The organism is Nostoc sp. NMS9, from assembly GCF_017114995.1.
Classification (GTDB): domain Bacteria; phylum Cyanobacteriota; class Cyanobacteriia; order Cyanobacteriales; family Nostocaceae; genus Nostoc.
The window spans coordinates 152,470-178,898 of the sequence record NZ_JABXKL010000039.1 but is presented as its reverse complement, the minus strand read 5'-3'; the positions used below and the strand labels follow the sequence as shown (position 1 = coordinate 178,898).

20 protein-coding genes and 1 pseudogene are annotated in these 26,429 nt (G+C 42.4%); 3 read left to right on the top strand and 18 right to left on the bottom strand.

Annotated features, from left to right (window positions below; genetic code table 11):
- Positions 1–88 precede the first annotated feature (88 nt).
- On the top strand, positions 89–1,255 hold the full coding sequence (gene hemH, locus HWQ40_RS13475; RefSeq protein WP_292778481.1) for a ferrochelatase: 1,167 nt from the start codon (positions 89–91) through the stop codon (positions 1,253–1,255).
- 196 nt (positions 1,256–1,451) lie between these two features.
- Here the strand turns inward: hemH and HWQ40_RS13470 are convergent, their stop codons facing one another.
- From HWQ40_RS13470 to HWQ40_RS13445, 6 genes are all read right to left on the bottom strand, one after another.
- Positions 1,452–2,003, bottom strand: coding sequence for a DUF4126 domain-containing protein (locus HWQ40_RS13470; RefSeq protein ID WP_292778479.1), 552 nt, complete (start codon positions 2,001–2,003; stop codon positions 1,452–1,454).
- Positions 2,004–2,320: 317 nt separating this feature from the next.
- The gene (gene purB, locus HWQ40_RS13465) at positions 2,321–3,616 is read right to left on the bottom strand and encodes an adenylosuccinate lyase (RefSeq protein ID WP_292778477.1); all 1,296 of its coding nucleotides are present in this window, start codon (positions 3,614–3,616) and stop codon (positions 2,321–2,323) included.
- 40 nt (positions 3,617–3,656) lie between these two features.
- Positions 3,657–4,208 (bottom strand): DUF421 domain-containing protein, encoded by a 552-nt coding sequence (locus HWQ40_RS13460; protein WP_292778476.1) that lies wholly within the window; start codon positions 4,206–4,208, stop codon positions 3,657–3,659.
- A 193-nt stretch (positions 4,209–4,401) separates the two neighbouring features.
- On the bottom strand, positions 4,402–5,418 hold the full coding sequence (locus HWQ40_RS13455; RefSeq protein WP_292778473.1) for a YihY/virulence factor BrkB family protein: 1,017 nt from the start codon (positions 5,416–5,418) through the stop codon (positions 4,402–4,404).
- 318 nt (positions 5,419–5,736) lie between these two features.
- On the bottom strand, positions 5,737–6,438 hold the full coding sequence (locus tag HWQ40_RS13450; protein ID WP_292778471.1) for a microbial rhodopsin family protein: 702 nt from the start codon (positions 6,436–6,438) through the stop codon (positions 5,737–5,739).
- A 618-nt stretch (positions 6,439–7,056) separates the two neighbouring features.
- Positions 7,057–7,239 (bottom strand): hypothetical protein, encoded by a 183-nt coding sequence (locus HWQ40_RS13445; RefSeq protein ID WP_292778470.1) that lies wholly within the window; start codon positions 7,237–7,239, stop codon positions 7,057–7,059.
- A 21-nt stretch (positions 7,240–7,260) separates the two neighbouring features.
- On the opposite strand from HWQ40_RS13445, the gene HWQ40_RS13440 reads away from it, so the two are divergent.
- Complete coding sequence (locus tag HWQ40_RS13440) at positions 7,261–7,902, top strand: type I restriction endonuclease (RefSeq protein ID WP_292778468.1); 642 nt, start codon at positions 7,261–7,263, stop codon at positions 7,900–7,902.
- A 161-nt stretch (positions 7,903–8,063) separates the two neighbouring features.
- Here HWQ40_RS13440 and HWQ40_RS13435 read toward each other — a convergent pair whose 3' ends face one another.
- The 3 genes from HWQ40_RS13435 to HWQ40_RS13425 all read right to left on the bottom strand — a co-directional run bounded on the left by HWQ40_RS13435 (position 8,064) and on the right by HWQ40_RS13425 (position 13,798).
- Entirely contained in the window at positions 8,064–8,171 is a 108-nt protein-coding gene (locus HWQ40_RS13435; protein ID WP_292778656.1) for a hypothetical protein, read from the bottom strand.
- A 179-nt stretch (positions 8,172–8,350) separates the two neighbouring features.
- Positions 8,351–8,926: a hypothetical protein gene (locus tag HWQ40_RS13430; protein ID WP_292778466.1), complete on the bottom strand. Its 576-nt coding sequence runs from the start codon at positions 8,924–8,926 to the stop codon at positions 8,351–8,353.
- 117 nt (positions 8,927–9,043) lie between these two features.
- Positions 9,044–13,798 (bottom strand): AAA-like domain-containing protein, encoded by a 4,755-nt coding sequence (locus HWQ40_RS13425; RefSeq protein WP_292778464.1) that lies wholly within the window; start codon positions 13,796–13,798, stop codon positions 9,044–9,046.
- Between the two features lie 266 nt (positions 13,799–14,064).
- Between HWQ40_RS13425 and HWQ40_RS13420 the strand changes: the two genes are divergently transcribed.
- The gene (locus HWQ40_RS13420; protein ID WP_292778462.1) at positions 14,065–15,483 is read left to right on the top strand and encodes an AAA-like domain-containing protein; all 1,419 of its coding nucleotides are present in this window, start codon (positions 14,065–14,067) and stop codon (positions 15,481–15,483) included.
- Between the two features lie 283 nt (positions 15,484–15,766).
- Here HWQ40_RS13420 and HWQ40_RS13415 read toward each other — a convergent pair whose 3' ends face one another.
- The 9 genes and pseudogenes from HWQ40_RS13415 to HWQ40_RS13375 all read right to left on the bottom strand — a co-directional run bounded on the left by HWQ40_RS13415 (position 15,767) and on the right by HWQ40_RS13375 (position 26,426).
- Positions 15,767–15,922 (bottom strand): hypothetical protein, encoded by a 156-nt coding sequence (locus tag HWQ40_RS13415; protein WP_292778460.1) that lies wholly within the window; start codon positions 15,920–15,922, stop codon positions 15,767–15,769.
- Positions 15,919–16,317 (bottom strand): hypothetical protein, encoded by a 399-nt coding sequence (locus tag HWQ40_RS13410; RefSeq protein WP_292778458.1) that lies wholly within the window; start codon positions 16,315–16,317, stop codon positions 15,919–15,921. The genes HWQ40_RS13415 and HWQ40_RS13410 overlap by 4 nt, the downstream gene beginning before the upstream one ends.
- Before the next feature lie 88 nt (positions 16,318–16,405).
- Entirely contained in the window at positions 16,406–17,935 is a 1,530-nt protein-coding gene (locus HWQ40_RS13405; protein ID WP_292778456.1) for a YifB family Mg chelatase-like AAA ATPase, read from the bottom strand.
- A gap of 152 nt (positions 17,936–18,087) precedes the next feature.
- Positions 18,088–18,780, bottom strand: a pseudogene (locus tag HWQ40_RS13400) (ABC transporter substrate-binding protein); the annotation flags it as partial.
- Between the two features lie 165 nt (positions 18,781–18,945).
- Positions 18,946–20,172 carry a pentapeptide repeat-containing protein gene (locus tag HWQ40_RS13395; protein WP_292778454.1) on the bottom strand — a complete coding sequence of 409 codons (1,227 nt, stop codon included), beginning with the start codon at positions 20,170–20,172 and terminating at the stop codon, positions 18,946–18,948.
- A gap of 264 nt (positions 20,173–20,436) precedes the next feature.
- Positions 20,437–20,577 carry a hypothetical protein gene (locus HWQ40_RS13390; protein ID WP_292778452.1) on the bottom strand — a complete coding sequence of 47 codons (141 nt, stop codon included), beginning with the start codon at positions 20,575–20,577 and terminating at the stop codon, positions 20,437–20,439.
- Between the two features lie 274 nt (positions 20,578–20,851).
- Positions 20,852–22,819, bottom strand: coding sequence for a response regulator (locus tag HWQ40_RS13385; RefSeq protein WP_292778450.1), 1,968 nt, complete (start codon positions 22,817–22,819; stop codon positions 20,852–20,854).
- Positions 22,819–23,295 carry a response regulator gene (locus HWQ40_RS13380; RefSeq protein ID WP_292778449.1) on the bottom strand — a complete coding sequence of 159 codons (477 nt, stop codon included), beginning with the start codon at positions 23,293–23,295 and terminating at the stop codon, positions 22,819–22,821. Before HWQ40_RS13380 ends, HWQ40_RS13385 begins: the two co-directional genes overlap by 1 nt.
- Entirely contained in the window at positions 23,292–26,426 is a 3,135-nt protein-coding gene (locus tag HWQ40_RS13375) for a PAS domain S-box protein (RefSeq protein WP_292778447.1), read from the bottom strand. The genes HWQ40_RS13380 and HWQ40_RS13375 overlap by 4 nt, the downstream gene beginning before the upstream one ends.
- Positions 26,427–26,429 lie beyond the last annotated feature (3 nt).

Sequence of the window (26,429 nt, the reverse complement as noted above, 5' to 3'; positions counted from 1 at the left end):
ATTTCCTTGCTATTAAGCTTTATATTTAATAAAGATATATTGTTAACATTAGTAAAAAACCTGAAAAGATTGGGGGAAAGTAACTGCTATGGGTCGTGTAGGCGTCTTATTACTCAATCTCGGTGGCCCTGATAAGCTAGAAGATGTTGGGCCGTTTTTGTACAATCTATTTTCCGATCCGGAAATTATTCGCCTACCATTTCGCTGGTTGCAAAAGCCCCTAGCCTGGTTTATTGCCACGCGGCGAACCAGAACATCTCAAGAAAATTATAAGCAAATCGGTGGTGGTTCACCATTGCGGCGGATCACAGAAGCCCAAGGGGAAGCTTTAAAAGAACAGTTAGGTTTTTTGGGGCAAGAAGTTAATATTTACGTGGGAATGCGTTATTGGCATCCCTATACAGAAGAGGCGATCGCACAAATTACCCAAGATAAGGTAGAACACCTGGTAATATTACCACTATATCCCCAGTTTTCTATCAGCACCAGTGGTTCCAGCTTCCGGCTTTTAGACAAGCTTTGGCAAGAAGATCCAAAACTTCAACCTATTGATTACACCGTCATTCCTTCTTGGTATAAACAACCAGGCTATCTTCAAGCAATGACGCAACTCATAGCCCAGGAACTTGAGCAATTCCCCAACCCCGATGAGGTTCATATATTCTTCAGCGCTCATGGCGTTCCGAAAAGCTATGTTGAAGAAGCAGGCGACCCTTACCAGCTGGAAATTGAAGAATGTACTGCGTTGATTATGCAGACTCTCAATCGACCCAATGCCCACACCTTAGCTTACCAAAGTCGTGTCGGCCCAGTAGAATGGCTCCAACCCTATACTGAAGATGCCCTCAAAGAACTAGGCGCACAAGGTGTTAAAGATTTGGTTGTCGTGCCAATTAGTTTTGTCTCAGAGCATATCGAGACACTACAAGAAATTGATATTGAGTATCGGGAAGTAGCCGAAGAATCAGGAATTCACAACTTCCGCCGTGTACCTGCTCCCAATACCCATCCAGTATTTATTAATGCACTAGCTGAATTAGTGATTGATGCGCTGAGAAACCCCAGTTTCAAGCTTTCGCAAGCTGCCCAAATGAAAAAAATGGTCAAGATGTACCCTCAAGAGCGTTGGGAGTGGGGTTTGACAACTAGTGCTGAAGTATGGAATGGTCGGATTGCGATGCTGGGTTTTATTGCCTTAATCGTAGAGCTGATTACCGGTCACGGCTTCTTGCACATGATTGGGCTTTTGCAGTAAAGGGGATTGAGGATTGGGGATTGGGCATAGGGGATTGGGCATTGGGCATTGGAAAATTCTTCCTTTGTCCCACATTCGCGTAGCGTCTCTGTTGGGAGAAGTTCTATACCCGTTGAGGATGAGGTAGCCATCTAAGGAAACCTGGTCTTTAAACTCTTTCCTTGTCCCTAATATCCCATGCCCCATGCCCCATGCCCTATGCCCCATACCTTCTCTCTTTCTGATACCAGTCATACCACTGCTTCGCACTACGAACTGCAAACCAGAGCAGTATTAAAGCAATTAATCCTCCTTGCCAAGGAGCATCAAAGGCAAATAGTACTAGAGCAATGCACAAGGTATCTTGAAGGAAGACTGCCCACAACGGTAAGCCACGTAACCGATAGAACCAACCAATTTGGACGAGCTGGAGTACCAAAGCTAATAAACCTCCAATTATGGCAATCAGCCAGTTTGGGGTTGCTGTTGCTGTAGCTACTCCTAACCCCATAATTGCGCCTACAAGGGGAGACATGAATAACTGAACCACTTGGAGCAATCTTTGCCCCCAGAGCTTTTTTGAGGCTAATAATTCAATTAATGACCAACTGGTAAGGCAACATAATAATATTGGTGGAGAAATGTGAGATAAAATTGGAACTTGTGACCACAAGTTGCTACCCTGCAATAATCCAATAATTAGCAAAGGTATGCCTATTCTCATTCCTGCTGCCGCAGATGCAGAAAGTGTGGCTAGGATTTCAATCATCAAAGCACTCGTAATATTAATAAAGAAGCAAGTATTTGTTATGTATACTACCCAGTGCTGGCAATAATTCGAGCATCAAACAGATTGCAATATTAAATGTTGTTGGTATCTTTATACAGCAGAATTCAGTAGTCAGAATGGGCTACGCCCCGCTGCACTAACAGAAGTAAAACAGGCTTTATATCTGGCTTTAAGACTTAGCCTGCGTACCTCACTAACTTGAAATTCGCTGTATATCTTTTTTGATGATATCTGCGTATTTTTGGGGTAACAGGTTTGTAGTAAGCGCTTAAACGCTTACTACAAGCAAATTAATCCTAAATACCTAATCGTTGGTAAACTTCTTCTAAATGCCGCAGATGTTGCTGGGGGTCGAAACAAACCTCTAGTTCTGCTGGAGACAATTTTTGGGTAACACGCGGGTCTTTGCTAATCAACTCTTGGAAGTTTCCTTCTGGCTGATTCCAAGCGGTGTGAGCGCTTTCTTGAACGATCGCATAAGCCTCTTCTCGGCTGCTTCCCTTGTCTATTAAAGCCAGTAACACTTTTTGGCTGAACACAACGCCGCCGTAACAGTTGAGATTCCGTTTCATGTTTTCAGGATAGACCAACAGGTTTTTCACTAAGTCGGTTATTTCTGACAACATAAAGTGGGTCAAAGTGCAAGTATCTGGCAAAATTACCCGTTCTACAGAACTGTGAGAAATGTCTCGCTCATGCCATAAAGCAACGTTTTCTAAAGCTGCACCGGCATGACTTCTGACGAGTCGTGCCATTCCCGTCAGTCGTTCTGAACGGATGGGGTTGCGCTTGTGTGGCATTGCTGAGGAGCCTTTTTGACCTTTGGCGAAGAATTCTTCAACTTCTAAAACGTCTGTTTTTTGGAGATTGCGAATTTCTACAGCAAAGCGCTCAATAGTTGCTGCTACCAAAGCTAATTGTTGCACGTAGTCGGCGTGGCGATCGCGGGAAATAACTTGGGTTGAGGCCGTATCGGGTTTGAGTCCGAGTTTTTGACAAGCGATCGCTTCTACACGCGGTTCAATATTGGCATAAGTTCCTACCGCACCAGAAATCTTACCCACAGCGATCGTTTGACGGAGTATTATCAAACGTTCTTGGTGTCGCAACACTTCTGCTAACCAACCAGCTAGCTTAAAACCAAAAGTAATCGGTTCAGCGTGAATACCGTGCGATCGGCCAGCCATCACTGTATGACGATGTTCCCGTGCCTTTTGGCGAATTACCTGAATTAAATCTTCTAGACGTTGCAATAATATATCCAGGCTGGCAACTAATTGCAGTGCTAAAGCCGTATCCAAAACATCCGAACTAGTTAAACCCAGGTGAATATAGCGTCCGGCATCACCAACATATTCATTGACATTTGTCAAGAAAGCAATGACATCGTGGCGGACTACAGCCTCAATTTCCAGCACCCGCTTTGGATCAAAATCTGCCTTGGCCTTAATTTCCTCAACCGCTTCAGATGGAATGTAACCAAGTTCAGCTTGAGCCTCACAAACAGCAATCTCGACTTGCAGCCAGGTTTTTAATTTATAGGCTTCACTCCACAGATTAGCCATTTCGGGCAAAGTATAACGCTCAATCACAGTTCGGCACAGAATACAACCGTCATATTTTACAGTCTAATTAATGTAGATCGCTTTTTAACGTTACTTTTTGCTCCGGGACGGAAGCAGTTTTTGAATCCGACGTGATAATACTAATCCTGCCGTCAGCCTCTATATAGGCGAACTTCACATCAGCTAAAAATTCTACACCTTGCTGACGTAACTTGCTCATCAACTCATCATCTGTAATTAACTCTCGTTGCAGATGGCGCTCAATCATCCGACCATTTTTTACCAGTAGCAACGGTGGCGGATTCAGGAAACGTTGGAACTGGGGAAGTTTGTAACCCAACCAGTTCAGCAAGTAACTCCAAAAAATCACTGTTCCTACCAGGATACCGCCTTCAGTAATTGATGTGTAATTACTTGCCATAGCATTTTGAGCAGCTTCCGCAAATAGCACAACTACGAGTAAATCAGTAATTCCTAGTGTTCCTAATTGTCGGCTAGGAAGTAGTCTTAGCACTGAGAACAGCGCTAAGTAGACTAGCGATCCGCGGATAATCAACTCAAAGATGCTGATGCTAGGAATAAAAATTGCTTGCCAATTGATAAAAAACCATTTTTCCATTAGCACTGATTTTCTTCCTTGTTCAATAGACTTCTGGAAAAAATCCAGTATAAAAAGGAGTCATAATTCAGAATTCAGAATTGCTGAATACTTTACTCATCAACTGTGGCAATCAGAAATAATTCACTGGACTGGATATTAGATACTTCAATATCTATCAGATTTACAAATATAAATCTCCAGCAATCAAGAATTAAAATCGCTGATTTTTTCTTCTCTGTTTTAAGCGTTTGGGCTTCCTAAAATACTGAAAAAAGCGATTAATAAAGCGAGAAGATGGCTTTTTATTAGTCGATGCTTGTTCTCTTGGAGCCTTGCCATTATAGTTTGTGTTATCAGATATATGTACAGCATTTTTAGTTGGAACTATGCCGCTTCCATGCCTTCGGGAATAAACTTGAGTAAATTCTGCACCGAAGAAAAGAATCTGTGCGGCATAGTTAACCCAAGCTAAAATTACCACCAGAGAACCAGCAGCACCGTATGTTGATCCAAAACTGCCATTACCTAAATATTGTCCTAATAAAAATCTCCCAATAGAGAACAAAACTGAGGTGAGAGCAGCTCCAACTAAAACATCACTCCATGCAATTTTGACATCTGGTAGAACTTTAAAAATTAGTCCGAACAGCACTGTTGTGATCGCAAAAGAGAGGATGAAATTGACAATCTGCCAGATGAAATCAAAACCTGGCAACAAGTTACTAAAGTACGTTACTAATGTTGCTAATATCGTACTAATTACTAGAGAAACTAAAAGTAAAAAGCCAATTCCGATCACCATTGCAAAAGACAAGACGCGTAGGCGAATCATATTATTTATGCCACGTCCAGGTTTGGGTTTCACTTCCCAAATCGTGTTCATGGCATCTTGCAACTCAGTAAATAAGCCTGTAGCACCTAATAAGAGAACTACAACACTAATGATGGAAGCGATCGCTCCTGTCTTTGGTTGGTTAGCATTTTTGATGGCTGTTTCGAGAAACTTTGCGCCATCTACCCCGACTAAACCTTGAATTTGTCCGACAATTTGACCTCTTGCCGCTTCCTCTCCAAATACTGCACCTGCGATCGCAATTACAATAATTAGCAATGGTGCAATGGAAAAAATGGTGTAATAAGCTAAGGCCGCCGCTAACCGTGAGGCTTTATCGTCACTCCATTCTTTGAACGTCTCTTGTAATAACTTCCAAATTTCTTGCAAATTCATCCAATCAGTCTCCTTGTAGGGGATGTTGCTTAGTCCCTGATATATTGGATACTGATTTACTGAGTTGTGACATCCTCCCAAGGGTGTTTGTGAAGCGTCCTTGGGGAGGAATTTAGCAGAGTCGATAATTTCCTTGACGGGAATATCTATAAATAATTTGCTTTTTGGTAGACAATAGGTAGCGCGATCGCTTTAGCATATAAAATGCAGTGGCAGCGATCGCATAATACCTTGATTGATTCTCCTAATATCGTTTCGCTAAAATTCGGGGTTTCTTCATCGGTTAGCTATCTAAAGCATCGGACTGAAAATTTCTACTTACTGATATAACGGTTCTGATTCAGTAACCAATTCTCCTGCCTGTTCTAAATTACGTAAGGTGTTTAACGATAGAAAACCAAACCCGACTTTAGAGGCAATATCTAGTAGCGTATAACCCATTGTTTCCCCAACTTGACCAAAAACGTTAAACCATTCTGGACTAAGAATCCAGACAATTGGATAGAGTGTCCACAGCACCAGATGCACAGTTACCAGCTTGCGGAATGCTTGCTTGGATCTGGGATGTTTGCGTTCTGCCTCGATCCGGTAGGGCTTCACTAATAAGTAGAAAACCGCCAGGTAAGCACCACAACTTACAATATACCAGATGTAGCTGATCGGCTTAGGTGTAACTGTGGCTAGGAAGCCAGTGGCAAGCATATAGGCGTTTGCTCCTAACAAGCTACCTGTAATCAGTAAGCTCGTTCTTCCCAAGAAAGTCAGATCCAACAACAACAGCGGCGTTGAGCAAAACCAAGTAACAAATCGTACCCAGTAAGTTGGACGATCGTTGATGATGTTAACTCCTTGACCGAGTGCCATTGCTAAGTACAGCCCACTAGCAATCAAGCAGATGAAAAAATTAAGTGTATACAGTATTTTCCAACGTTCATTTTTACCATTGTGTGCGCCTACTCCGAAAAAAGCACAACCCACTGCCATACTGATGACACCAATCCACAGCCAAATTTGAACCATAAATATTTTCCAGCTTTTGGGTAACTATTAATTAAAAATGGCTAATTAGAACTTTCACTATTTCAAATTACTTATTTTTGCGCGCATAAAATATATTAGTAATTTTTATTATTATACTAATATAAATAATTAAAACAATATATCTTAATGGAGATTTTGGCTTAATCAAACATTTCCTAAAGTCTAATTTAAATCTAATTAAAAATTAGACTTTAGTAACTTGCATTTTAGTACAGCACAAGCAGTCTTCTCTAAACCCTTCTCTTTAGGATAAGAACTCATATAGAATATGAACTCAAAATTTGGCATTGCTGAATTTAGGTATGAAATTTAAAAATTCCACATTTTAAACTCTTATTCTCTATGCCTCTGTCTTGAAAAATTCGATTTCATATAAGGAAGCCTGAGAGCTAATTTGTAAACTCAAGTAAAGTACTTAATCAAGTAAGCGTTTCAGGAATTTCGGTCAAAAAAGCAGTTATTCGCTGAAACTCAGACCTAATAATGAGTTGAGTATCCTTAAGATTTTCTTTACGAATCAGCTCTGAGCTTTTGACTTTTCGCTGCGTCTGAAGCGTGAGGCTAGTTCATACTCTCATTCAGCAACGCCGAAAATTTTTACTGCATCCTATCTATCGTACGATACTGGATTGCTTCCGCTACATGATTGGTTTTTAGCTGATCTTCTGCTGCTAAATCTGCAATAGTCCGTGCTACTTTGAGAATGCGATGTCTTCGACGGGCTACGCCTACGCGCCAATTGGCGATAATAAAGATGCGCTGATGTTGATAATATAACAAAGCAACTGTTACCTAAAAGCAATGACACAGACGGCAGCAATTACAGAAGCAATTACCACTCTTCAGGATGCAGAAAATCGATTCGGTTTTGTCCGTGTTGAAAACGAGCAATTTTTCCAAGAGTGGTATGAGGGATTGTCTGATATTACAGAAGCGGAAAAAGCCTCTGTGGATGTCGTGCGGCGCAGGTATCTTTATCACCGTACCGGAGGTGATTTACTAGAAGGGACAGTCATATTGTTGTTGGTGTCACCAATACTTGCACTCTCTGGATTTTACGATCCTCCTTTCAGAATTAAGGCTGAATCATCCGTGGAACTCATACTGAATGATGGCGAGGAGATACTGCGCGGACGGATTGATGTTTTAGTGTTACAAGATCGGTTGTGGGTGATGGTGTTGGAGTCGAAAAAAACCACACTCTCAGTTTGGTCGGCTGTACCACAAGCTCTAGCTTATATGATGGCTAACCCCAATCCCAGTAAACCTGTGTTTGGAATGGTGACGAATGGAGACGATATTTTATTTGTCAAAGTGACGCAAACAAATACACCACAGTACGATTTGTCAAGAGTTTTTGCTCCGTTTGCATCCGCGAGAGAACTGTACGCAGTTTTGCAAATTCTCAAGCGTATTGGTCAGTTAATTTCTCCTGCATTTTAGAGATTGTTTGAAAAGCCCTGGCGACTAGAAGTCGCGGCTACACAAACGAAGTCCACCTCCGTGGACTAATAAAAATTAAGAGTTTTTAACCCACGTTCGCGTAGCGTTCCACAAGGAAAGGTGGGTTTTGTTTGTGTCGATGCAGTTTCATAATCGACCTTTCATTGCATTCTATCTATCGTGCGATATTGAATTGCTTCCGCTACATGATTGGTTTTTAGCTCATCTTCTCCTGCTAAATCTGCAATAGTCCGTGCTACTTTGAGAATGCGATCGCTCGCTCTTGCTGATAATCCTAATTTTTGGCATTGCTGAATTTGAGTATGAATGCTTCCAAACTCTTACAAAAAAGAATGAAAGCTCAGTCTTTATTTTTGTGTCTATGCACCGGTGCTTGAAATTTTCATACTATTAATCAGCAATGCCGCTTCATTTTATAAAAACAAAGCTAGTTGGAATTAAGCAAGAAGGAGTTGAAAAATTCTTGGCTCTCTAGTGTCAGTTGCTTTGGTGTTCTTGCTCCCAAGATAAAAATGCGATCGCCCACAAGCGTCATCCGATAGTTGCCTGTAGTGCCATCTTTATGTTCAACCATCACCTCAAGAGCATCGTAATTATCAAACTTAAGGGCTTTGCTTTGAGTAATTTTACCTTCTGCTTCACCCTCACTACTGAAAGCTGATTGAAAAACCGCCATCATGTTGTCCTGAAGTTCCTGCTCAGTCATAGGTTCAATTTCTGATGGTGCAGGTATTTCTAGAATTACGTAAGCAGTTTCTATTGTTTCATTGTAAGACACTAACATTTCAGGTCTATCTTCAACGATTTTACCCGGCATCTGAATTGAAAAATGCTCTCTGGTGTAAGCTTTATTTTCGATAACCTGAGTTATTAGTTGTTGCGATCGCATTGAATTATTGCTCAATCCAAATGCAAAACTCGGCAAGCTTGAGAGTAAAAGAGTTGATGCGACAACGGGAACCACGAGACTAAATGAAAAGGATCTGAAGGTTTTATTCAACATGGAAGTTTCTCCTGAATTGGATGCTCCCATCCTCTCGTGACATATTCGCTGTTAAACTCAAACTTCTTCGCGCAATGATTAATTTTTGATATGAGTTATTATTATTTAATGAGTTTTTTATTGCTGTTGTGATTGCTTTTTCCGTTGCAGGAGATCATCGCTTAATTTCTTCTGTAATATCCGCGTCCTTTCGTCATATGGGTTTAGTTGCATCGCGCGATCGTAGTTTAATAGAGCTTGATCATCGTCACCTTGATCTTCGTAGACTTCTCCAAGTCCAGAAAATGCCTCCCAATCGGCTGAATTTAGTTCAATCGCTCGATTTAAATCTTCCAGCGCTTTTTCATAAAGTTCCTTTTTACTAAATTCTCCTAATTTTTCATCATTTCTCGCTGCTAAGTAATAAAGATAACTTCGTGTGTAGATTGCTCCATCGTCATTACCAATATCTAGTTTTACGGCTTGATTTAGGACTGGCAGTGCATTTGTAAATTGATATTCCATTCCATAGTAGGAACCCAGTTTAACCCATGCTCGTGCTATCTTAGGATCTAGCTCAATTGCCTGCTTCAAATCTGCCAGAATTTCTCGTTTGTGGTTCTCACGATCTAAATTCCAAAAAGCAAATGCTCGTAAAGTGAGCGCTTCAGCATTATTGGGATTGAGTTTCAGTGAGCGATTGTATTTTGAGATAGCTTCTTTATACCGTTCATCAGAAGCCAGACGGTTACCCTCATTGCGTAAAAGTTTAGCCTTACCAGCCAGACGCTCACCTTCATTGTACAGATCCTCAGCCTCCCCAAGTGTGTTATATTTTTGCGCCTCAGATTCAGCATTTAGTAGTAATTGAGGATTGCCTTGTTGAGCAAGTTTAAAAAGTTTAATTGCGTTTTCAACGTCGCCTTTTTTCGCTTCAGCTTGACCTTTGACAACAAGGGCTGGTGCGGTCTGTTGAAGAATAAGATTCTTCTGGCAAACTCTCAGATATAATAATGCTTGAGGCTGTGCAATGAAGTAATTAGTAAGCGAAGCACAACCCTGATTGAGAAGCGTACTCAATTTTAGTTCTTGGGGTTTCCACAGTCGTACACTTCCATCACCTGCTCCCACAACAAGTTCTCCATCAGGAGCAAAACTTACGGTAAAGACATGGGTTTGCCCCATATACAATCGAGCAAACTGCTTTTGGGATCTCCAATCCCAAACTTGAGCAGTGCCGTCAAATCCTGCCGTTGCTATGTGTTTTCCATCTGGACTAAAGCTTAAGCGGAAGATAAGATCAGATTGAGGTTGCAATTCTGATAGTTTCTTTCCTGAACGATTCCACACTCTAACAGTTCCGTCGTATCCTGCGGTTGCAAACTGCTCATCTACAGGATTAAAACTGACGGTCATCAGAGGTTTCTTAGAAACTTCGATATCCCTTACTGGTAATTTGTTAACTGACACTTCTGGATCGAAATCCCAAAGTTTGACGTGACCATCTGTTCCGGCAGTTGCAAGGGTGCGTCCATCAGCACTAAAACTGATATCATTAACAATCGGGCCATGCTCAAATTTAGCAATCAAATTGGCAGAGAGATCCCAAAGTTGTACACTGTTATCCGCTCCACTTGTAGCAAAGTATCGCCCATTAGGAGTAAAAGCAACACCAAGGAGAGCAGCATTTGAGTGTCCTATCCATTCTTGAGGAGGCTTACGGGTGACAAGGTTATGAAGTTTAATTTTACCATCGCTACTGATTTGGACAATCCACTTGCCATCTGGGCTAAAGCTAGCATTGTTTACATCGCCACGATTGCCTAGATATTCATAGACGACTTTACCCGCTCGATCCTTAACAATCAAATTGCCTTCATTTCCGGCGGTGAGAATCAATTGACCATTAGGACTAAATTGAGCCGCAACTCCATCCTGATGTTTGGAGGAAGCGATCTCTAATTCTTTAGAGACATCCCAGAATTGGATAGTGTTAACACCGTCTGCCATCGCCAATCGCTTACCATCCGCATCAAATTTAACCTTGCTAACCTCACCTTGATGCCCTTTGAGTTCGAGTATTTGTTTGCCCTGTGAATCCCACACTTTTGCGACCGGATTTACATCACCAATTGTTGCAAATAATTTACCATTGGCACTAATTGTCAATTCATTAACCGATCCCTGAGCCGCTTTAAATTCATTCAAGAGTTGTCCAGAAAAGTCCCAGGATCGAACGTAACCTTTATCATCACCTGTCACAATTTTGTATTTTTCTTCATTAGAAATAAATGCAAATGCAAACGTATTAAATTCAAATTGATTCCTTTTATTTAATAGTCCAATTGCTTCTCCAGAAAGACTCCAAATTTTGATCGCGCTGTTTCTATTGTTGCCTCGATCAAACCCAAGCGTCACAAGCTGCGTACCATCTGGACTAAAACTTACAGTTGCAATTCGCCGATTTGGCTCAGCTGCAAATTCCTTTATAAGTTTACCTGATATAGAGTAGAGCCGGACAATACCTTCTTCTCCACCAGTAGCAATTGTTTGTCCATCAAGGCTGAAGCTGATATCACTAACATTTTTCTTATGTCCTTTAAGTTCAACGATTTTTCTCTTTCCGGTTTCATCTCGGAGCCAGACTGTTCCGTTCACAACCGTAGCAATATATCGCCCATCTGGACTAAGAATAGCTTTGTAAATAGTTGGAACATCAATTTCAGATAACTGACTTCCTTGGCTGTCCCAAATTTGAATTTTGTCGGAGTCACCAACGATGATGATTCGTTTAAAGTCAGGACTGAGGCTCCAACTTTTCATTAGACTTCCTTGAAAATTAAATTCATTTTGCTGTCGGATATTGTTGAGAATGTACTGTAGAATTTTGACTGGATTATTCACTGAATTATTGTCGATGGCTTTATCATTATGAACTTTAAAATGTAAGTCTTGATTGACTTCCATTGCGTCCAGCAAAGCCTGCACTTGTTGACCTTTATTAAAGGTATCTAAAGCTGTAATACTATTTATTTCTAGCTTTGCTTTTTTATTATTTTCTTTTTCTTTCTGGTTTGCCTTTATAACATTTGATTGTGCATTTATCAAACTAGCTTGTGTACTTTGTAATTGATTCTTCTGCTCTGTTAATTCCTTATTACCTCGCTTAACTTCCTGCTCTGCAAAGTTTTTTTGTGCCTGAAACTCTCGCATTTTTGCAAAGCTCGCTTGCTTGTCACCATTAGCTTTTTTTAGTTGGTCTTCTGCTCGACGAGCTTTTCGATCTAATTTTAGAATGTCTTCTGCCTTGCGTTGGGCTAGTTGTGTTTGAGTCTTAACTTCTTGCGTAGCGCTGTCTGCTCTTTTTTTTGCCTGTTTAGCTTCATCTGCTGCCTGCTGTTGTTCGCTTCTTGCATTCAACACAGCTAACGAAGAAACGCCAAATACCGCCATAGCGATCGCACCTGCTACAATCGCACCACGACGAATGACTCGATTGGTTTGTTGTTGAACCTGTTGCAAATTTTGGTTTGTCTCTTGCAACTTAAGCTCTGCCTGTCGGCCTGCTGCTGCCAGAATTTCATTTGCTTGTATCTGGGTTGCCAACTTCTGCTCAACTTCTCGACGTTGTAAATCTTCGCTTGCCCGGAGAAATTCATAATCTTGATCGCCTAATCGTTTTCCCACTGCCCAATTCTGAGCCTTTATCAGTGCCTCATCTCGCAATAACCAAGATTCATCGTTTCTACTTGACTCTAACCAGGCATTCATCTGTTCGACATAGGGACGGAGATTTGTGAGCGATTCATTTACCCAGTCTCGATCAAACACTATGGCATAGATGCGGTTGTAAACCTGCAACTGCCTATGCTGCTCGACAACAAGTCCCGTTAGACGTAGCGCCATTTGCTCGAAACTGTTATCTGCAACGATCGCACCTTGCTGCAAAATTTGTTGATAGAGTTCTAGTACTCGAATCACAGTTTGTTCCCGCAGCAAAATGCGATCGCGAATGTACTTCAAATGCACTGATAAATCTGATTCAGGATTAGTTAGAAAATGCGATCTAACAAAGTACTCAACCTGCTTCGCTTCATCTCCCAGTCGAATTTTTGATTCCGATTTTGCTAGTAAACTGCACAGCTTTTGAGTCAGAAACGGTTGTCCACCCGTCCAAGACAGTACTTCCCGCAACACGGTATGGGAATCATCGCCTTTGTCTTCTAATCCCTTTGCTAGAGGTGAAACTTTATCCAGTTCAAATCCCGTTAATTGAATGGCACGACCAATGTTGAAAGGTGTTCGATGTTTATCGGGTATCAGTTCATCAGGAGTAGCAACACCAATTAAAGCAAAGGTAAGGCGATTATAAACTGAATTAATTTTACGTTTTTCGTAGCAACTTCGGATGAAGGCAAAGAAATCACTGGTGAGTAAATTCAGGCTGAGAATCCTATCAATTTCGTCAATAAAAATCACAATCTTTTCAGGAACCGAGGGCAGCAAAACCGTCTCAATCATTTCTGCTAACCGCTGTGTAGGTGTGAGCATTTCTCGATCAGCCCACCAAGATTGTAGGAAAGTAAGGGGATCGCCAAGGCGAAAATCTTTGACCAAGGTGTAGGCAATCCCGTTGTACCACTGTTCCATCTGAAGTTGCGAACCCCCACGCCCCTGTAAGTCGATTGTAGTACAAGCAATTCCCTGTTCCTTAAGTCGTTCCATTGTACGAACAAGCAAACTGGTTTTACCCATTTGCCGCGAATTGAAGACGTAGCAAAATTCACCCACCTTCAATCCTTCGTAGAAATCTGTATCGGCTTGTCGCATCACATAGCTTGGTGCATCTACGGGGAGGCTGCCACCAACTTTATACTCATAGCGTTTGGTCATGGTTGTCTTGCCTTAATCAATAATCGATTGCGTTGTCAATGAAATTTTCTAACAGTTAGAAAGTCCCTAAACTCTATCAAACCTTCCCAATCCCTAAGTTCAGCCTCAAGAAATTTTTGTTTTCAATGACTTTTTATCGACTTGCTATCGACTTTTGATTAAGTAAGCACGCATGAATAAATATGTATTTTGTTCTAGGAGCTTCAGACATAGAAACCTTTGCAGTAAAGGCTTTCATAACTTACTACAAAACAAAATTGTATGTTATGTCTAATTTCACTCTCTTACTTAAGGCTTTGTTATATGCTCTTAATAAGATACCAGTATTTACCGAATTTATGCCGCGTTTTATCAGGTTACACCCAGATTGCGTTTCTAAGGTTCAAACTTTGTTATTGAGAAATGGCTTCTTTAGCCAAGCCGATTTTGCAGAGCATCTAGTGATGTCTCAATCGACCGTTTCTAAATTTCTCAATGGTCAAAAAACCCAGCGGGATTACTTTCAAAGGATGTGTGAGGGATTAGGAATAGATGATTGGCGATCGGTCGCAGACTTGCCTAACTTTACTCAACTAGAACCAGATACGCCGAAGGTGCTTTTAGAACCGGATATTGAGCGAAGAAATCCCTTCCCGATTGCGCCTCCTTCATCTAGCCCAGTTTTGGAAACACCGGAAGGTGAAGTTCCGCTTTCATCGCCATTTTATATTCCACGCCCGCCGCATGAGGAGCATTATTTTGCCGAAATCAGTAAGTCAACCGCCCTAATTCGCATCAAAGCGCCTCGACAAATGGGAAAGTCTTCGCTGGTGACACGAATTCTTGATCGTGCCAAGTACCAGGGCGATCAAATCGTTTATCTAAGTCTCCAGCAAGCTACTCAACAAGCGTTTACTGATTCCGATAGTTTTCTCCGATGGTTTTGTAACAGCGTAGCACTACGAGCAAAACACTCGATCAACGTAAGTGCATATCATAATTTAGTGGCGATGGTTGGTAGCAATCTTGGAACTCAAGAATATTTTGAAACCCACTTATTACCAGATTTGCGTCAACCGCTGACACTTGGCTTAGATGAAATCGATATTGTATTTAAGTACGCTCATATTTATGGCGATTTTTTGGGATTCTTACGATCAATTCACGAAGCTGGAAAGCGTAGTCATATACTGCAAAATCTTCGATTAGTTATTGCTCACTCAACGGAAGTATATGTTGTTCCAATCGATCTCAATCAATCGCCTTTTAATGTAGGTATCACAATCGAACTGCCTGAATTTACGCATGAACAGGTTCAAACATTAGCCGATCGCCATTATTTGTCTTGGACATCTGTAGAAGTTGATCGATTAATGGCGATCGTTGGCGGTCATCCGTTTTTGTTACGTTTAGCTATGTATCGGATTGCTAATCGCGACATTACATTCGATGAACTCACACAAACTGCCTTCACGGCTAAGAGTATTTACACAAATTATCTCCGCCGTCTAGGACAAATTTTAACGGAACAACCAGAACTTGCCGATGCGATGAAAGAAGTTGTTACTGTAGATGAACCAGTGTCTTTAAAGTCAGAAATCCAATATAAACTAGAAGCGATCGGTCTAGTCAAAATTACCAGTGAGGGCGTGATTTGTAGCTGTGAACTTTACCGACAATACTTCCGAAACTTTTGGGGAGTATAACTGAATCACTGTAGCGATCAAATTATAAAGTCCAATTGTCCAAAACTAAATTGGGTACTTGACAAAAGTCCTGATTGTTCCGTGTGACCAGAATTCCATTGACAGAAAGAGCGATTGCAGCAATCCGTAAATCCTGCCTACCAACTTTAATATTTTGATTGATTAGATTCGTATATAATGCTTGTGCTTCTGGAGTGAATCTTAAAACATTGAAGCTTTTCAAACTATCAAACGTTACCTGTAGTTTCTCATAAGCCGAAACCAAATCATTAGCAGCCGCTCGTCAAATGACTTGAAATCGTCCACGAAGTTGTTCCTCAACAGTAACAATTGTAATCGCTAATTCGCCAGCGTCAATCATGTTTAGGCGACGAGCAATTTCTAAATTTCCTCTCTGGAAAAGAGAAACGCTATCAGTATCGAGAATCCAAAGACTCAACTTGCTTCCCTCTGCGTACTAGAATCTATTGCATTCTCAGTAGTATCCAATTCTTGGCGATACTCTTGAATATACTGCTGAACTACGTCAAAGTCTGGATCATCTTTAAATACTCCTGCAAATTTCATCCAAGGTTTTTGAGATTGCTCAGTTTGAGGCAATTTGATTTCCATTGGAATGACTTCAACTTTGTCTAGATGTTGAACCAAAAGCTGGTTGAGTATCAAGAGTGCCTGTTCACGAGTTGCAGCTTCGACACGATACTGTGGAAGTTCCAAAACAGATGCGATCACGCGACCATCTTCTCTAGTTTTCACCAAAATATTGACTTTTAAATTTGCGGTCTGTGATTCTGTTAAAGTATTGATTTCCATAAAGTTTGGACTCTCACTCATTTATTAAAATCATAGCTTTAGCCTTGCTATTCTAGCTGCTGGTAACACAAAGTATCTGTATCAATCCTTAAGCATCATAACAAGATTTCTACTGCATTCTATCAATTGTGCGATACTGAATCGCCTCCGCTACATGATTGGTTTTTAGCTCATCTTCTCCTGCTAAATCTGCAATAGTCCGTGCTACTTTGAGAATGCGATCGCTTGCTCTTGCCGATAAGCCTAATTTTCTAATTGCTGCTTCTAATAAATTGCGGCTAGCATCATCTAATTTGCACCATTTCTGGAGATGACTACTTTGCAAATGGGCATTGCAACGCAGATTTGCTTCTCCTTGGAAACGGGTAATGGCGCGATCGCTTGCTTGTTGGACTCGTTCGCGTACTGATATTGATGTTTCTCCCGTCGGTTGTTGGGTAATTTCTTCTGGTTTCAAGCGATTCACTGCAACTTGTAAATCAATTCGATCCATCAACGGCCCAGAAAGTTTTGCCCAATATTGCTCGCGTTGACGGGGAGAACAAGTACATTGTTGGATGGTATCGCCATAGTAACCGCAAGGACAGGGATTAGTACTCGCCACCAAAGTAAACTGTGCGGGAAACATTACCGATAATTTGGTGCGGGAAATTGTGACGTAGCCATCTTCTAAAGGTTGGCGCAGAAATTCCAACACATCTCGTTTAAATTCCGTGAGTTCATCAAGGAACAGCACACCTCTGTGAGATAATGAGATTTCTCCAGGACGAGGGAAGCTACCACCACCCACCAGAGAAGGCCCGGATGCTGAATGGTGGGGACTGCGAAAAGGGCGATCGCGTACCAATGTACCACGATTTTTCAATAAACCAGCTACCGAATGAATGCGAGTCACTTCTAAAGATTCGGCAAAGCTCAACGGCGGTAAAATTCCCGGTAAGCGCCTTGCTAGCATCGTCTTCCCACTACCAGGCGGTCCGACAAAAATGAGATTATGCCCACCAGCCGCAGCAATTTCTAAAGCACGACGCGCATGAGCTTGTCCTTTGACATCATGCAAATCTCCGCCAGGATAGGATACTGTTGTTGTCTGTGTTGTACTATCTACCTGCACAGGTTTGTAACGCCCCGGATTATTTAAAAAATCTACCACCTCAGACAGATGTTTGCAGCCGTAAACAGCCAAATCTTCGACTACTGCCGCTTCTTGGGCATTATCAGCAGGGAGAACTAAACCTGCAATTCCCATCTTTTTAGCTGCTGCTGCGATCGGTAATACACCAGCCACAGGACGCAAACTGCCATCCAAAGATACTTCGCCCAAAAATAGATAATCCCCCAACAAATCACCGCTAACTTGCTCAGAAGCCGCCAAAATTCCCACACTAATAGGCAAATCGAAACAGGGGCCTTCTTTGCGTAAATCTGCCGGAGTTAAATTAATTACTATCTTTCGCATCGGAAAGGCAAAGCCAGTATTTTTCAAAGTTGCTTTGACTCTTTCTCTTGACTCTTGAATCGCTGAATCTGGAAGTCCCAAGACAACAATTCCCGGTAATCCCCCTGACACATCGACTTCCACGCCTACTTTGACGGCATCGATGCCCACAATTGATGCACTCCAGACTCTAGCAAGCATTGCTTATATAACAGTAAACCTTTAGAATCTCTAGCAGATGAGTTGGTAAATTGGCATTAGTGAAACCACATAGACGATTTTTCTGAATTACAGCAGCTTTCATCCACATCTGTCGTAAGGTAGCATAACTCCATACTACATCTGTGAAGTGTACCGAGTTTTTCGTCATCGTAAGGGCCTACCCACTCAGCAGCATCAATGGCTCCCCTATCCAATGCTAAATAAACTTCGCCTCCAGGTAATACTTGCACGTTCACCCCTAAACGCGACATGACTTCGCCACCTAATCCGGGAATTCGCATTTTCAAACCTTTAAGGTCAGAAATAGACTTGATTTCTTTTTTAAACCATCCCCCCATCTGTGCCCCAGTACTACCAGCGGGAAAACTAATCACGTTAAAGTTGGTATAAACTTTGTGTATGGCTTCTAATCCACCACCGTTATAAAGCCAAGCATTCTGCTGTTGGGTATTTAAACCGAAAGGTACGGAGGTGGCGAAGGCTAATGCTGAACTTTTGCCGATGTAATAGTAGCTGGATGTGTGACCGCATTCAACAGTCCCGGCTTGCACAGCATCGAGTACTTGCAATCCTGGTACTAATTCTCCAGCCGCAAAGGGTGTAATTTGGAAACGCCCATTCGTCATTTCTTCAACTCGCCGGGAAACTGTTTGGGCACCGATAAAAGTACCCAAAGATTTAGGCCAGCTAGTTGCCATCCGCCAACGGATATTCGGCAGTCCTGCTTGTACACTAGGGGATTTACCAGCTGGGCTACAGGAAACTAGACTAGCAGCAGTTGCAGTGGCGATCGCATCTGTGTTAAAAACCTCTCGGCGTTTGATAATTGTTAGTGATTTAAATTGCGGAAAATTTAGGCTGATAGAGAATATTTATCAGGTTTTTGGCAATTTTTTAGTTTTGGGTACTAAATTAAACACGATCGGAACGCATTACCTATGCGTCCCTATCGTGTAATCAAGTTTTAGATGCTGAAATTTTAGTTTTTATTACCGCCAATGTTGGGGTATTTTCAGATTTTCCGGTAGGATGGTTGTGCGATCGCCAATTGCTTGTTCAATCTGCTGTGATTCTACATTTTCCGAGCCGCTCAAGTTTGCTCCACAGAGGTTAGCTTCTTGGAGATTAGCTTCTTGGAGGTTAGCTGTACTCAGTAATGCGCTTTCTAGGTTAGCTCCAGCCAGTTTTGCCCTTTGCAAGTTACTGCCAATCAGGTTTGTATTTTGGAGATTGCTACCCTCAAAGTTAACTTCTTCTAAGTTGGCATCACAAAGGATTGCTCCTTCCAAGTTGGCATCACAAAGAACTGCTGCTGTTAAGTTGGCATCACAAAGAACTGTCCCTTCCAAGTTGGCATCATAAAGGATTGCTTGGGAAAGGTTTGCTTTTCTAAGAACTGCGCCTTGGAGATTGGCTTCTGGGAGGATTGCTTTTTGTAGGTTGGCTTCATAGAGGATTGAGCCACAAAGACAGGTCACTGATAAGTCTGCTTCAGAAAGGTTTACTCTGGTAAAATTGACCCATTGCAAGTTAGCCCCGACAAAAATTGCTCTAGAGAGGTTAGCTTCCGTTAAGTCTGCATTGCAGAGGTCTGTATTGCGCAAATCGAGTTTTTGATTGACTGGATCTTTATATGAATCCCGTCTTCCAATGACAGTTAAGGCTGTTTGAATATCTGTAGGAAGTTTTGATGATTGCAGTGACTCATCCTCATATTCCCTATTCACTGGGGCATTCTCGCGGATAAAAGCAGCGAGGATTTCCATGATTGTCCAATGATCTTTCGGGGAATCTTTGGCAATTCGCTCCAAAGCATAAATTGCAGCAAATCGCGTTTCAATCTTTTCATTTCCTAGTTGTTCAATCGCTTTAGAAAAGCGTTCGGAAACAATTTCTTGTGGAGTTAATTGTGTCTGATTGATGCAATTTACGATATTGTTATCCCAAGCTAGTGTTCCGGCTAGGAGTTGCGTTAACAAGCTGTGATTCTCATCTAGAGAGAGTCTGGATGTATAGTAAGCATTAAGAATTAATGCTAATCCCCCAATAATTATGGCAATCGTTGTTAATGCTTGAGTGATATATTCAATTTTTTCTTGATTTGAAAATCCTTGAATATTTTCAAAAAATAATATAATTAGAGTGAATGATAAAATAAATATAACTGAGACAAATACCAACAAAGTCGTGAGTCCATTGGTCTTTATGAAAGACATGTCATAAGTCTTCATATCCGACTCCTTACGGAAATAAATTTAGGTTGATTCTAAGAGTATCCGTAAAGTTATGATAGAGTACAAACACGGATAAAATTGGCGAAAGATTAAATCTACTATATAAAAATTATCTATATAACAATCCTGAATCATTCGTGAGAAACAATACCCTTGACTTTCTAGAGAAGTCAGGGATCTGATTATTCACGAATGATTAGACATCTGGTGCAGTTAAATATGCGTTAAGGACTTGCAAAAAATAAATTATCCCAAATTATTTGGAGATTTGTAGGGGCGCAATACTGTTCGGTTAAGGCAAGAGACGCGATGAATCGCCGTCTCTACAATAATCAGTCTTTCGTCTTGACGGTGATAAATCGCGTCTTTGCGATCTAGAATTTTCATCAAAAAACCTTAACCGAACCTTATTGATACAACATTTTCTGTATCACCTGGAGTATTCTAGGCAATTAAAAAGACCATATTGTATCATGTCCGGTTAAAGACTTATCATTAAGACCGCAGGGGGGCAGAGGTGCAGAGGGGAGGGGTTTTTGGGCTTTCTGCATAGATTTGGAAATTATAACTAATTAGCCGGACATGATATTACTTGTGAAGAATAGTTTAAAATCTGTAACATTAAGCCAGTTCATCTAATTACTCAGGTTGATAATAAACCCTAAGTAGATTGGACTAAGTTAGAAATCGCCATGAGCAATTCCTCGGGTGCTACAGGTTTAACGATGTGCTGTTGAAACCCTGCTCTTAGTGCGTACTGCTGATTGATTTCGCCTGCATAAGCAGTCAGAGCGATCGCAGGCATCTTTTTTCCTCCGAGTTTTGCTTCCAAAGTCCGCACCTGTTGCATCAGCATATAGCCGTTCATTTCTGGCATTCCAATATCGCTGAGTAAGATATCTGGCTTTGACTGGGTTAGCGCTTGTAATGCTTCATATCCTGATGCTACTGCCGTGACGATCGCGCCAAACTGTTCCAGTACAAAGCTGAAAAAGTCGCGGGTATCATCATTGTCATCCACAACCAGCACTTGTAAACCCATGAGGGGAGAGGAGGGAAAAGCGGCAGTTGAGGAATCAGTATTTGTGTCATCCTCGATCGTTGCACTGTCTTTGATTAGCGGCAATCTAACTGTGAAGATCGCTCCCTGCTCCTCGCCAGGACTTTCCGCCCAAACCTTTCCCCCGTGCATTTCAATCAAGTGACGAGCGATCGCTAAACCTAACCCTAATCCACCAAATCTTCTAGTTGTTGTACTATCACCCTGACGGAAATAGTCAAATACATGAGGTAAAAAGTCAGGGTTAATGCCTTTACCTGTATCGCTGACAGTAATCTGCGCCTCAGCCTCAATGCGCTCCAATCGCACATTTACTTTTCCCTCAGTCTCAGTAAACTTGACGGCATTCGATAGAAGATTCCAGAAAACTTGCTGTAAGCGGGCTGAATCACCCAAAACTTTCCCCACAGTTGGATCGAGCATCGTCTCAATCTCAATGGTTTTAGCCTCTGCTGCCAAATGCACTGTTTCCATTGCGGCTTCAAGGGTAGATACTAGATCGACTGGGATCATGTTCAGGCTGAGTTTGCCTTGGAGGATGCGAGAAACATCTAATAAGTCTTCAATTAGTTGAGCTTGTAATTTCGCATTGCGCTCAATAGTTTTCAGGGCTTTGTTGAGCGCTGCCTCATCAAATTTCCGGCTCTGCAACAGTTTTGCCCAACCGAGAATCGGATTCAAGGGCGATCGCAATTCATGAGAAAGTACCGCCAAAAACTCATCTTTGATTCGGTTAGCAGCCTCAGCTTCCGCCCTGGCTGTTTGCTCTAGTTGCAAAAGGCGATCGCGTTCTGATTCGGTGCGTTTGCGATCAGTGATGTCAGTTAGCATGGCGATCGCACCTAAACACTCATCTTGTTCATTCAAAATCGCTCTCGCAGAAATCAGTGTCCAGATGTACGAACCATCTTGGCAGCGCAATCGCCCTTCTTTAAGATCGCTCTCTTCTCCTTTGAACCACTCCAGTTTTGCTTCATCTGCGATATCATCAGCCCAATCCATAAAATCAAATATAGAACGACCCAGTATTTCTTCTGCTGGATAACCCAACATCTGAGATATCCGCTGATTCACAAACTCTGTTCGAGCTTCTTTGTCAATCATCCAGATTCCCTCATAAGAGGTATCAACAATTCGGCGATACTTGGCTTCACTCTTCTGTAAAGACTCCTCTGCTTGCTTGCGCTTACGCCGCTCCTTAGCTTCCCGCAATGCGCGTTGCACTGAGGGAACTAACCGCCCTAGTCGTTGCTTCAACACATAATCGGTTGCACCGTTCTTCAAAGCTTCGATCGCTAATTCTTCACCCAGTACAGCAGAGACAAAGATAAAAGGAACCTCTGGACAACGATTTCGGGCAATTTCCAAGGCAGAAATTCCATCAAAAGAGGGCAAGGCATAATCGGCAAGAATTAAATCGAAAACTTCTGTTTCTAAAGCAGCTAGGAAATCAGCACCTGTTTCGACTCGGAGCAGTTCGCAATTAATTCCCGCTTCGGTTAATATCACTTGGGCAAGCTCTGCATCTAACCAGCTGTCTTCCAAAAGGAGGAAACGGAGGACATTCATCAGTTGCTCTCCTGTTGACGATGAGGTGCTGGAGGTAGAGCACCAATGGGAGGCTGATTGATCACTGCCCAAAATAATCCAACACCTTTAATAGAATCGACAAACTCATGGTAATCTACTGGCTTGACAACATAGGCATTGACCCCTAACTCGTAGCATCGAACTAAATCTGGCTCCTCGCGGGAAGAAGTAAGTACCACCACTGGAATCACTCGCATTACTGGGTCAGATTTGAGTTGTACCAATACTTCTAACCCATCGACTTTAGGCAGTTTCAAATCGAGCAGCACTACAACAGGATACCCTTCCATTCGCAACCGAAACAACCCCCGGCGATAAAGATAATCTAGTGCTTCTTCGCCATCACGTACCACCACTACTTCATTGGCGAGATGGTTTTCCGACAAGGCGGCTAGGATTAACTCTGCATCGTTGGCACTGTCTTCAATTAGCAGAATCCGCTTAAGTTCTTTCATTCACTCTCCTTCTTTGACAATTTAGGCAGCGAGAAATAAAAGGTGGCGCCACTGTCAACTAGAGCCTCTGCCCAAACTCGACCATTATGCCGATGAATAATGCGTTGCACGTTTGCCAATCCAACACCAGTGCCTTCAAATTTTGGGTCGCTATGTAGACGTTGAAATACTCCGAATAGCTTGTGTACATATTGCATATTAAAGCCTACGCCGTTATCTTGTACAAAAAAGACAACTTCGTTTTCATTGTCAATACTTCCAACAGTAATTTCTGCTGGGTTTTGAGTCTGGGTATATTTTACGGCATTGCCTATCAGGTTGCGAAGCACCAGCCGCAGCATGGAGGGATCGCCCTGCGCTTCTGGCAGTAATTCGATGTGCCAATGGATTATCCGTCCTGGGGTTTCTGTAATTAAATCGCGTTTTATTTCTTGTACCAATTCCTCCATATTCAGGTTGATATAGCGCATTTCCGTGCGCCCCATGCGAGAAAATGTCAGCAACTCATCGATCAGTATTCCTGCCTGTTTGGCAGTTTCGGCAATTATTTTCAAATAGCGCTGACTTGTTTGATCTAAGCTTGTTGAGCTATGGCGTTTCTGAAGCAATTCGATAAATCCGGCGATGTGGCGCAGTGGTGCCCGCAAGTCGTGAGAGACTGAGTAGGAGAAGGATTCGAGTTCTTTATTGGCGGCTTCGAGTTGAGCAGTGCGTTCTTGAATTCGTTGCTCTAGCATTTCATTAAGTTGTTGCAGGGAGGCTTCGGCAACTTTGCGAGCGTGAATGTCGCTGGCGATGCCCACCCACTTGATAATCTGTCCACTTTGATCTCGAAATGGTAAACCCCGGACAATATGCCAACGATAGCTACCATCAGAAACTTGACGGAAGCGAATTTCTACTTCGTAGTCTGTAGCGTTAGCAACAGCCTGCATCGAAGTTTTAAAGACGCGATCGCGGTCATCGGGGTGAATGACATAAATCCAGCCATAGCCAGCAGTCTGCTCCATTGTCAGTCCGGTATAGTCTAACCAGTATTGATTGCAATAGCTAATACCACCATCGCGATCGCCCATCCAAATAGCCTGCGGTGATACCTCCGTTAAAATTCGGTATCGCTCCTCACTATCACGTAGCGCTTCTTCTGCCAACTTGCGATCGTGGATATCAACACAAGAGCCGATATAGCCGAGAAACTCCCCCATTGGTGCAAACCGAGGTACGCCAGTATCAAAAACCCAACGATATTCGCCATCACAGTGTCTGAGGCGATATTCCATTTTAAATTTTTGTCGGGTATGAAAGGCATTGGTGTATGTATCCAAGCAACGCTGAAAATCATTAGGATGAACACCTTCAGTCCACCCATTGCCCATCTCTTGCTCCAGAGTCCGCCCGGTAAAATCTAGCCAGGGTTTATTAAAATAGTTACAAAGTTTGTCAGTGCCGGACATCCAAATCAGTACGGGAGCAGTGTCTGCCATCTGGCGAAAGCGGGCTTCACTTTCACGTAACGCTGCTTCTGCTTGGTTGCGATCGCGTAGCGCGGCTTGCTGTTCGCTGATGTCAGTGACCAACGCCGCATACCCTTCAACGATTCCTTGTTTATTAAACTGGGGAACATAAATGGCATTAATGTAACGTGTGCCACCATCTTTATAAGGAACTTGACTTTCAAATGTAACCTGTTCTCCTGCTAGTACTTGTTCCACATAAGGACGAAGCACTTCATAAGCGGATTCACCCAATACTTCCCAAAGATGTTTTCCATAAACTTCTGCTGGCGGATGCCCAAACCAATCTTGATATGCTTGGTTGTTGAAGCGGTAGCGTTGTTCTGAATCTACAAAAGTAATCAGAACTGGCAGCGTATCTGTAATTAAACGAAGTTCTGTTTCTCGTTGCCGCAGTGCTTCTTCTATGAGCTTACGGTTGGTGATATCGCGCCAGCAATCTATTGCACCAATAATCTGACCTTGGGAATCTCGAATTGGTACAACATTGGCGATCGCGGTAATTGTAGTACCATCTGGACGTTCAATGATGCCTTCTTCATCGCGGATCGTTTCTCCATAGCGCGTAGCACGGTATAAAGGCAGTTGCTCTAAAGTGAGGGGCGTTACACCATCAGCCAAGAACAGACTGTAAAGCTGAACATAAGATTCAGAAGGCATACCAACGAGAGATTCATTTGGTCTGCCCAAAAGTTTTTGCGCGAGTTTGCTGTTAGCGATGATTGGGAAATCAGGGGGGCCAGCAGTGATAGTAATTCCCTCTGGGACGTGTTCTAAGAGCATTTGTAAAATGCTCTGGGCTTCTTCTGCTTGGCGGGAGCGATGCTGGGCTTCTGCTTCGGCTTGTTTGCGTTCGCTCAAGTCAAGAACAAAACCAATGATTGTCCGATCTCCTTGTTTAGCAAAACCAAGTAGAACGGCAACTAGAGAGCCGTCTTTGCGGATGTATTGCTGCTCAAAAGGCTTACAACTCCCAGTCATTGTCAGTTCTTGAATCGCTCGCTCGCTCACATCAATATATTCGAGTGGAACGATCTCGCCCCAGCGGATTCGACCAGAGCACAAATCCTCACGTGTATAATTGAGCATTTTTAGAAAGGCATCATTGGCTTCAACGATCAAGCCATTCAGATCGGCCACAATTACCCCAATAATATTGGACTCTGTTAAGCGACCAAACCGTGCCTCGCTTTCACGTAGTGACTTCAGGTTCGCCTCAGCTTGCCGTTGAGCTGTGCGGTGTGATTCGTTAAGCCAGCTGATTAACCCTGCTGTCAGCATGAACACTAGCAAGGGAACTACAATATTCAGATTTGTAATGTTCTGCGCATGGAGTAGCTTAAAAAAGAAGTAATTGACTGCCAAAGTAGACAAAACGGTTGCAAGTAATCCTGGTCCTAAGCCACCATACCAAGCACTCACCATCACCGCACCAAAAAACAGTGCCGCAGGCGTTGGAGTGAGATATGGATGGAGTAGCAGAGTTGCCCACAGTGCTAAGACAACGGATAAGGAAGCAACACCATAGTGCAGCAGTTTCTCCCGGATGAATGTGCCCTTGTTTCTACCGCCAGCAAAGATGTTTTGGGATTCAGATGCCCTCGCCTTACGACTCATAAC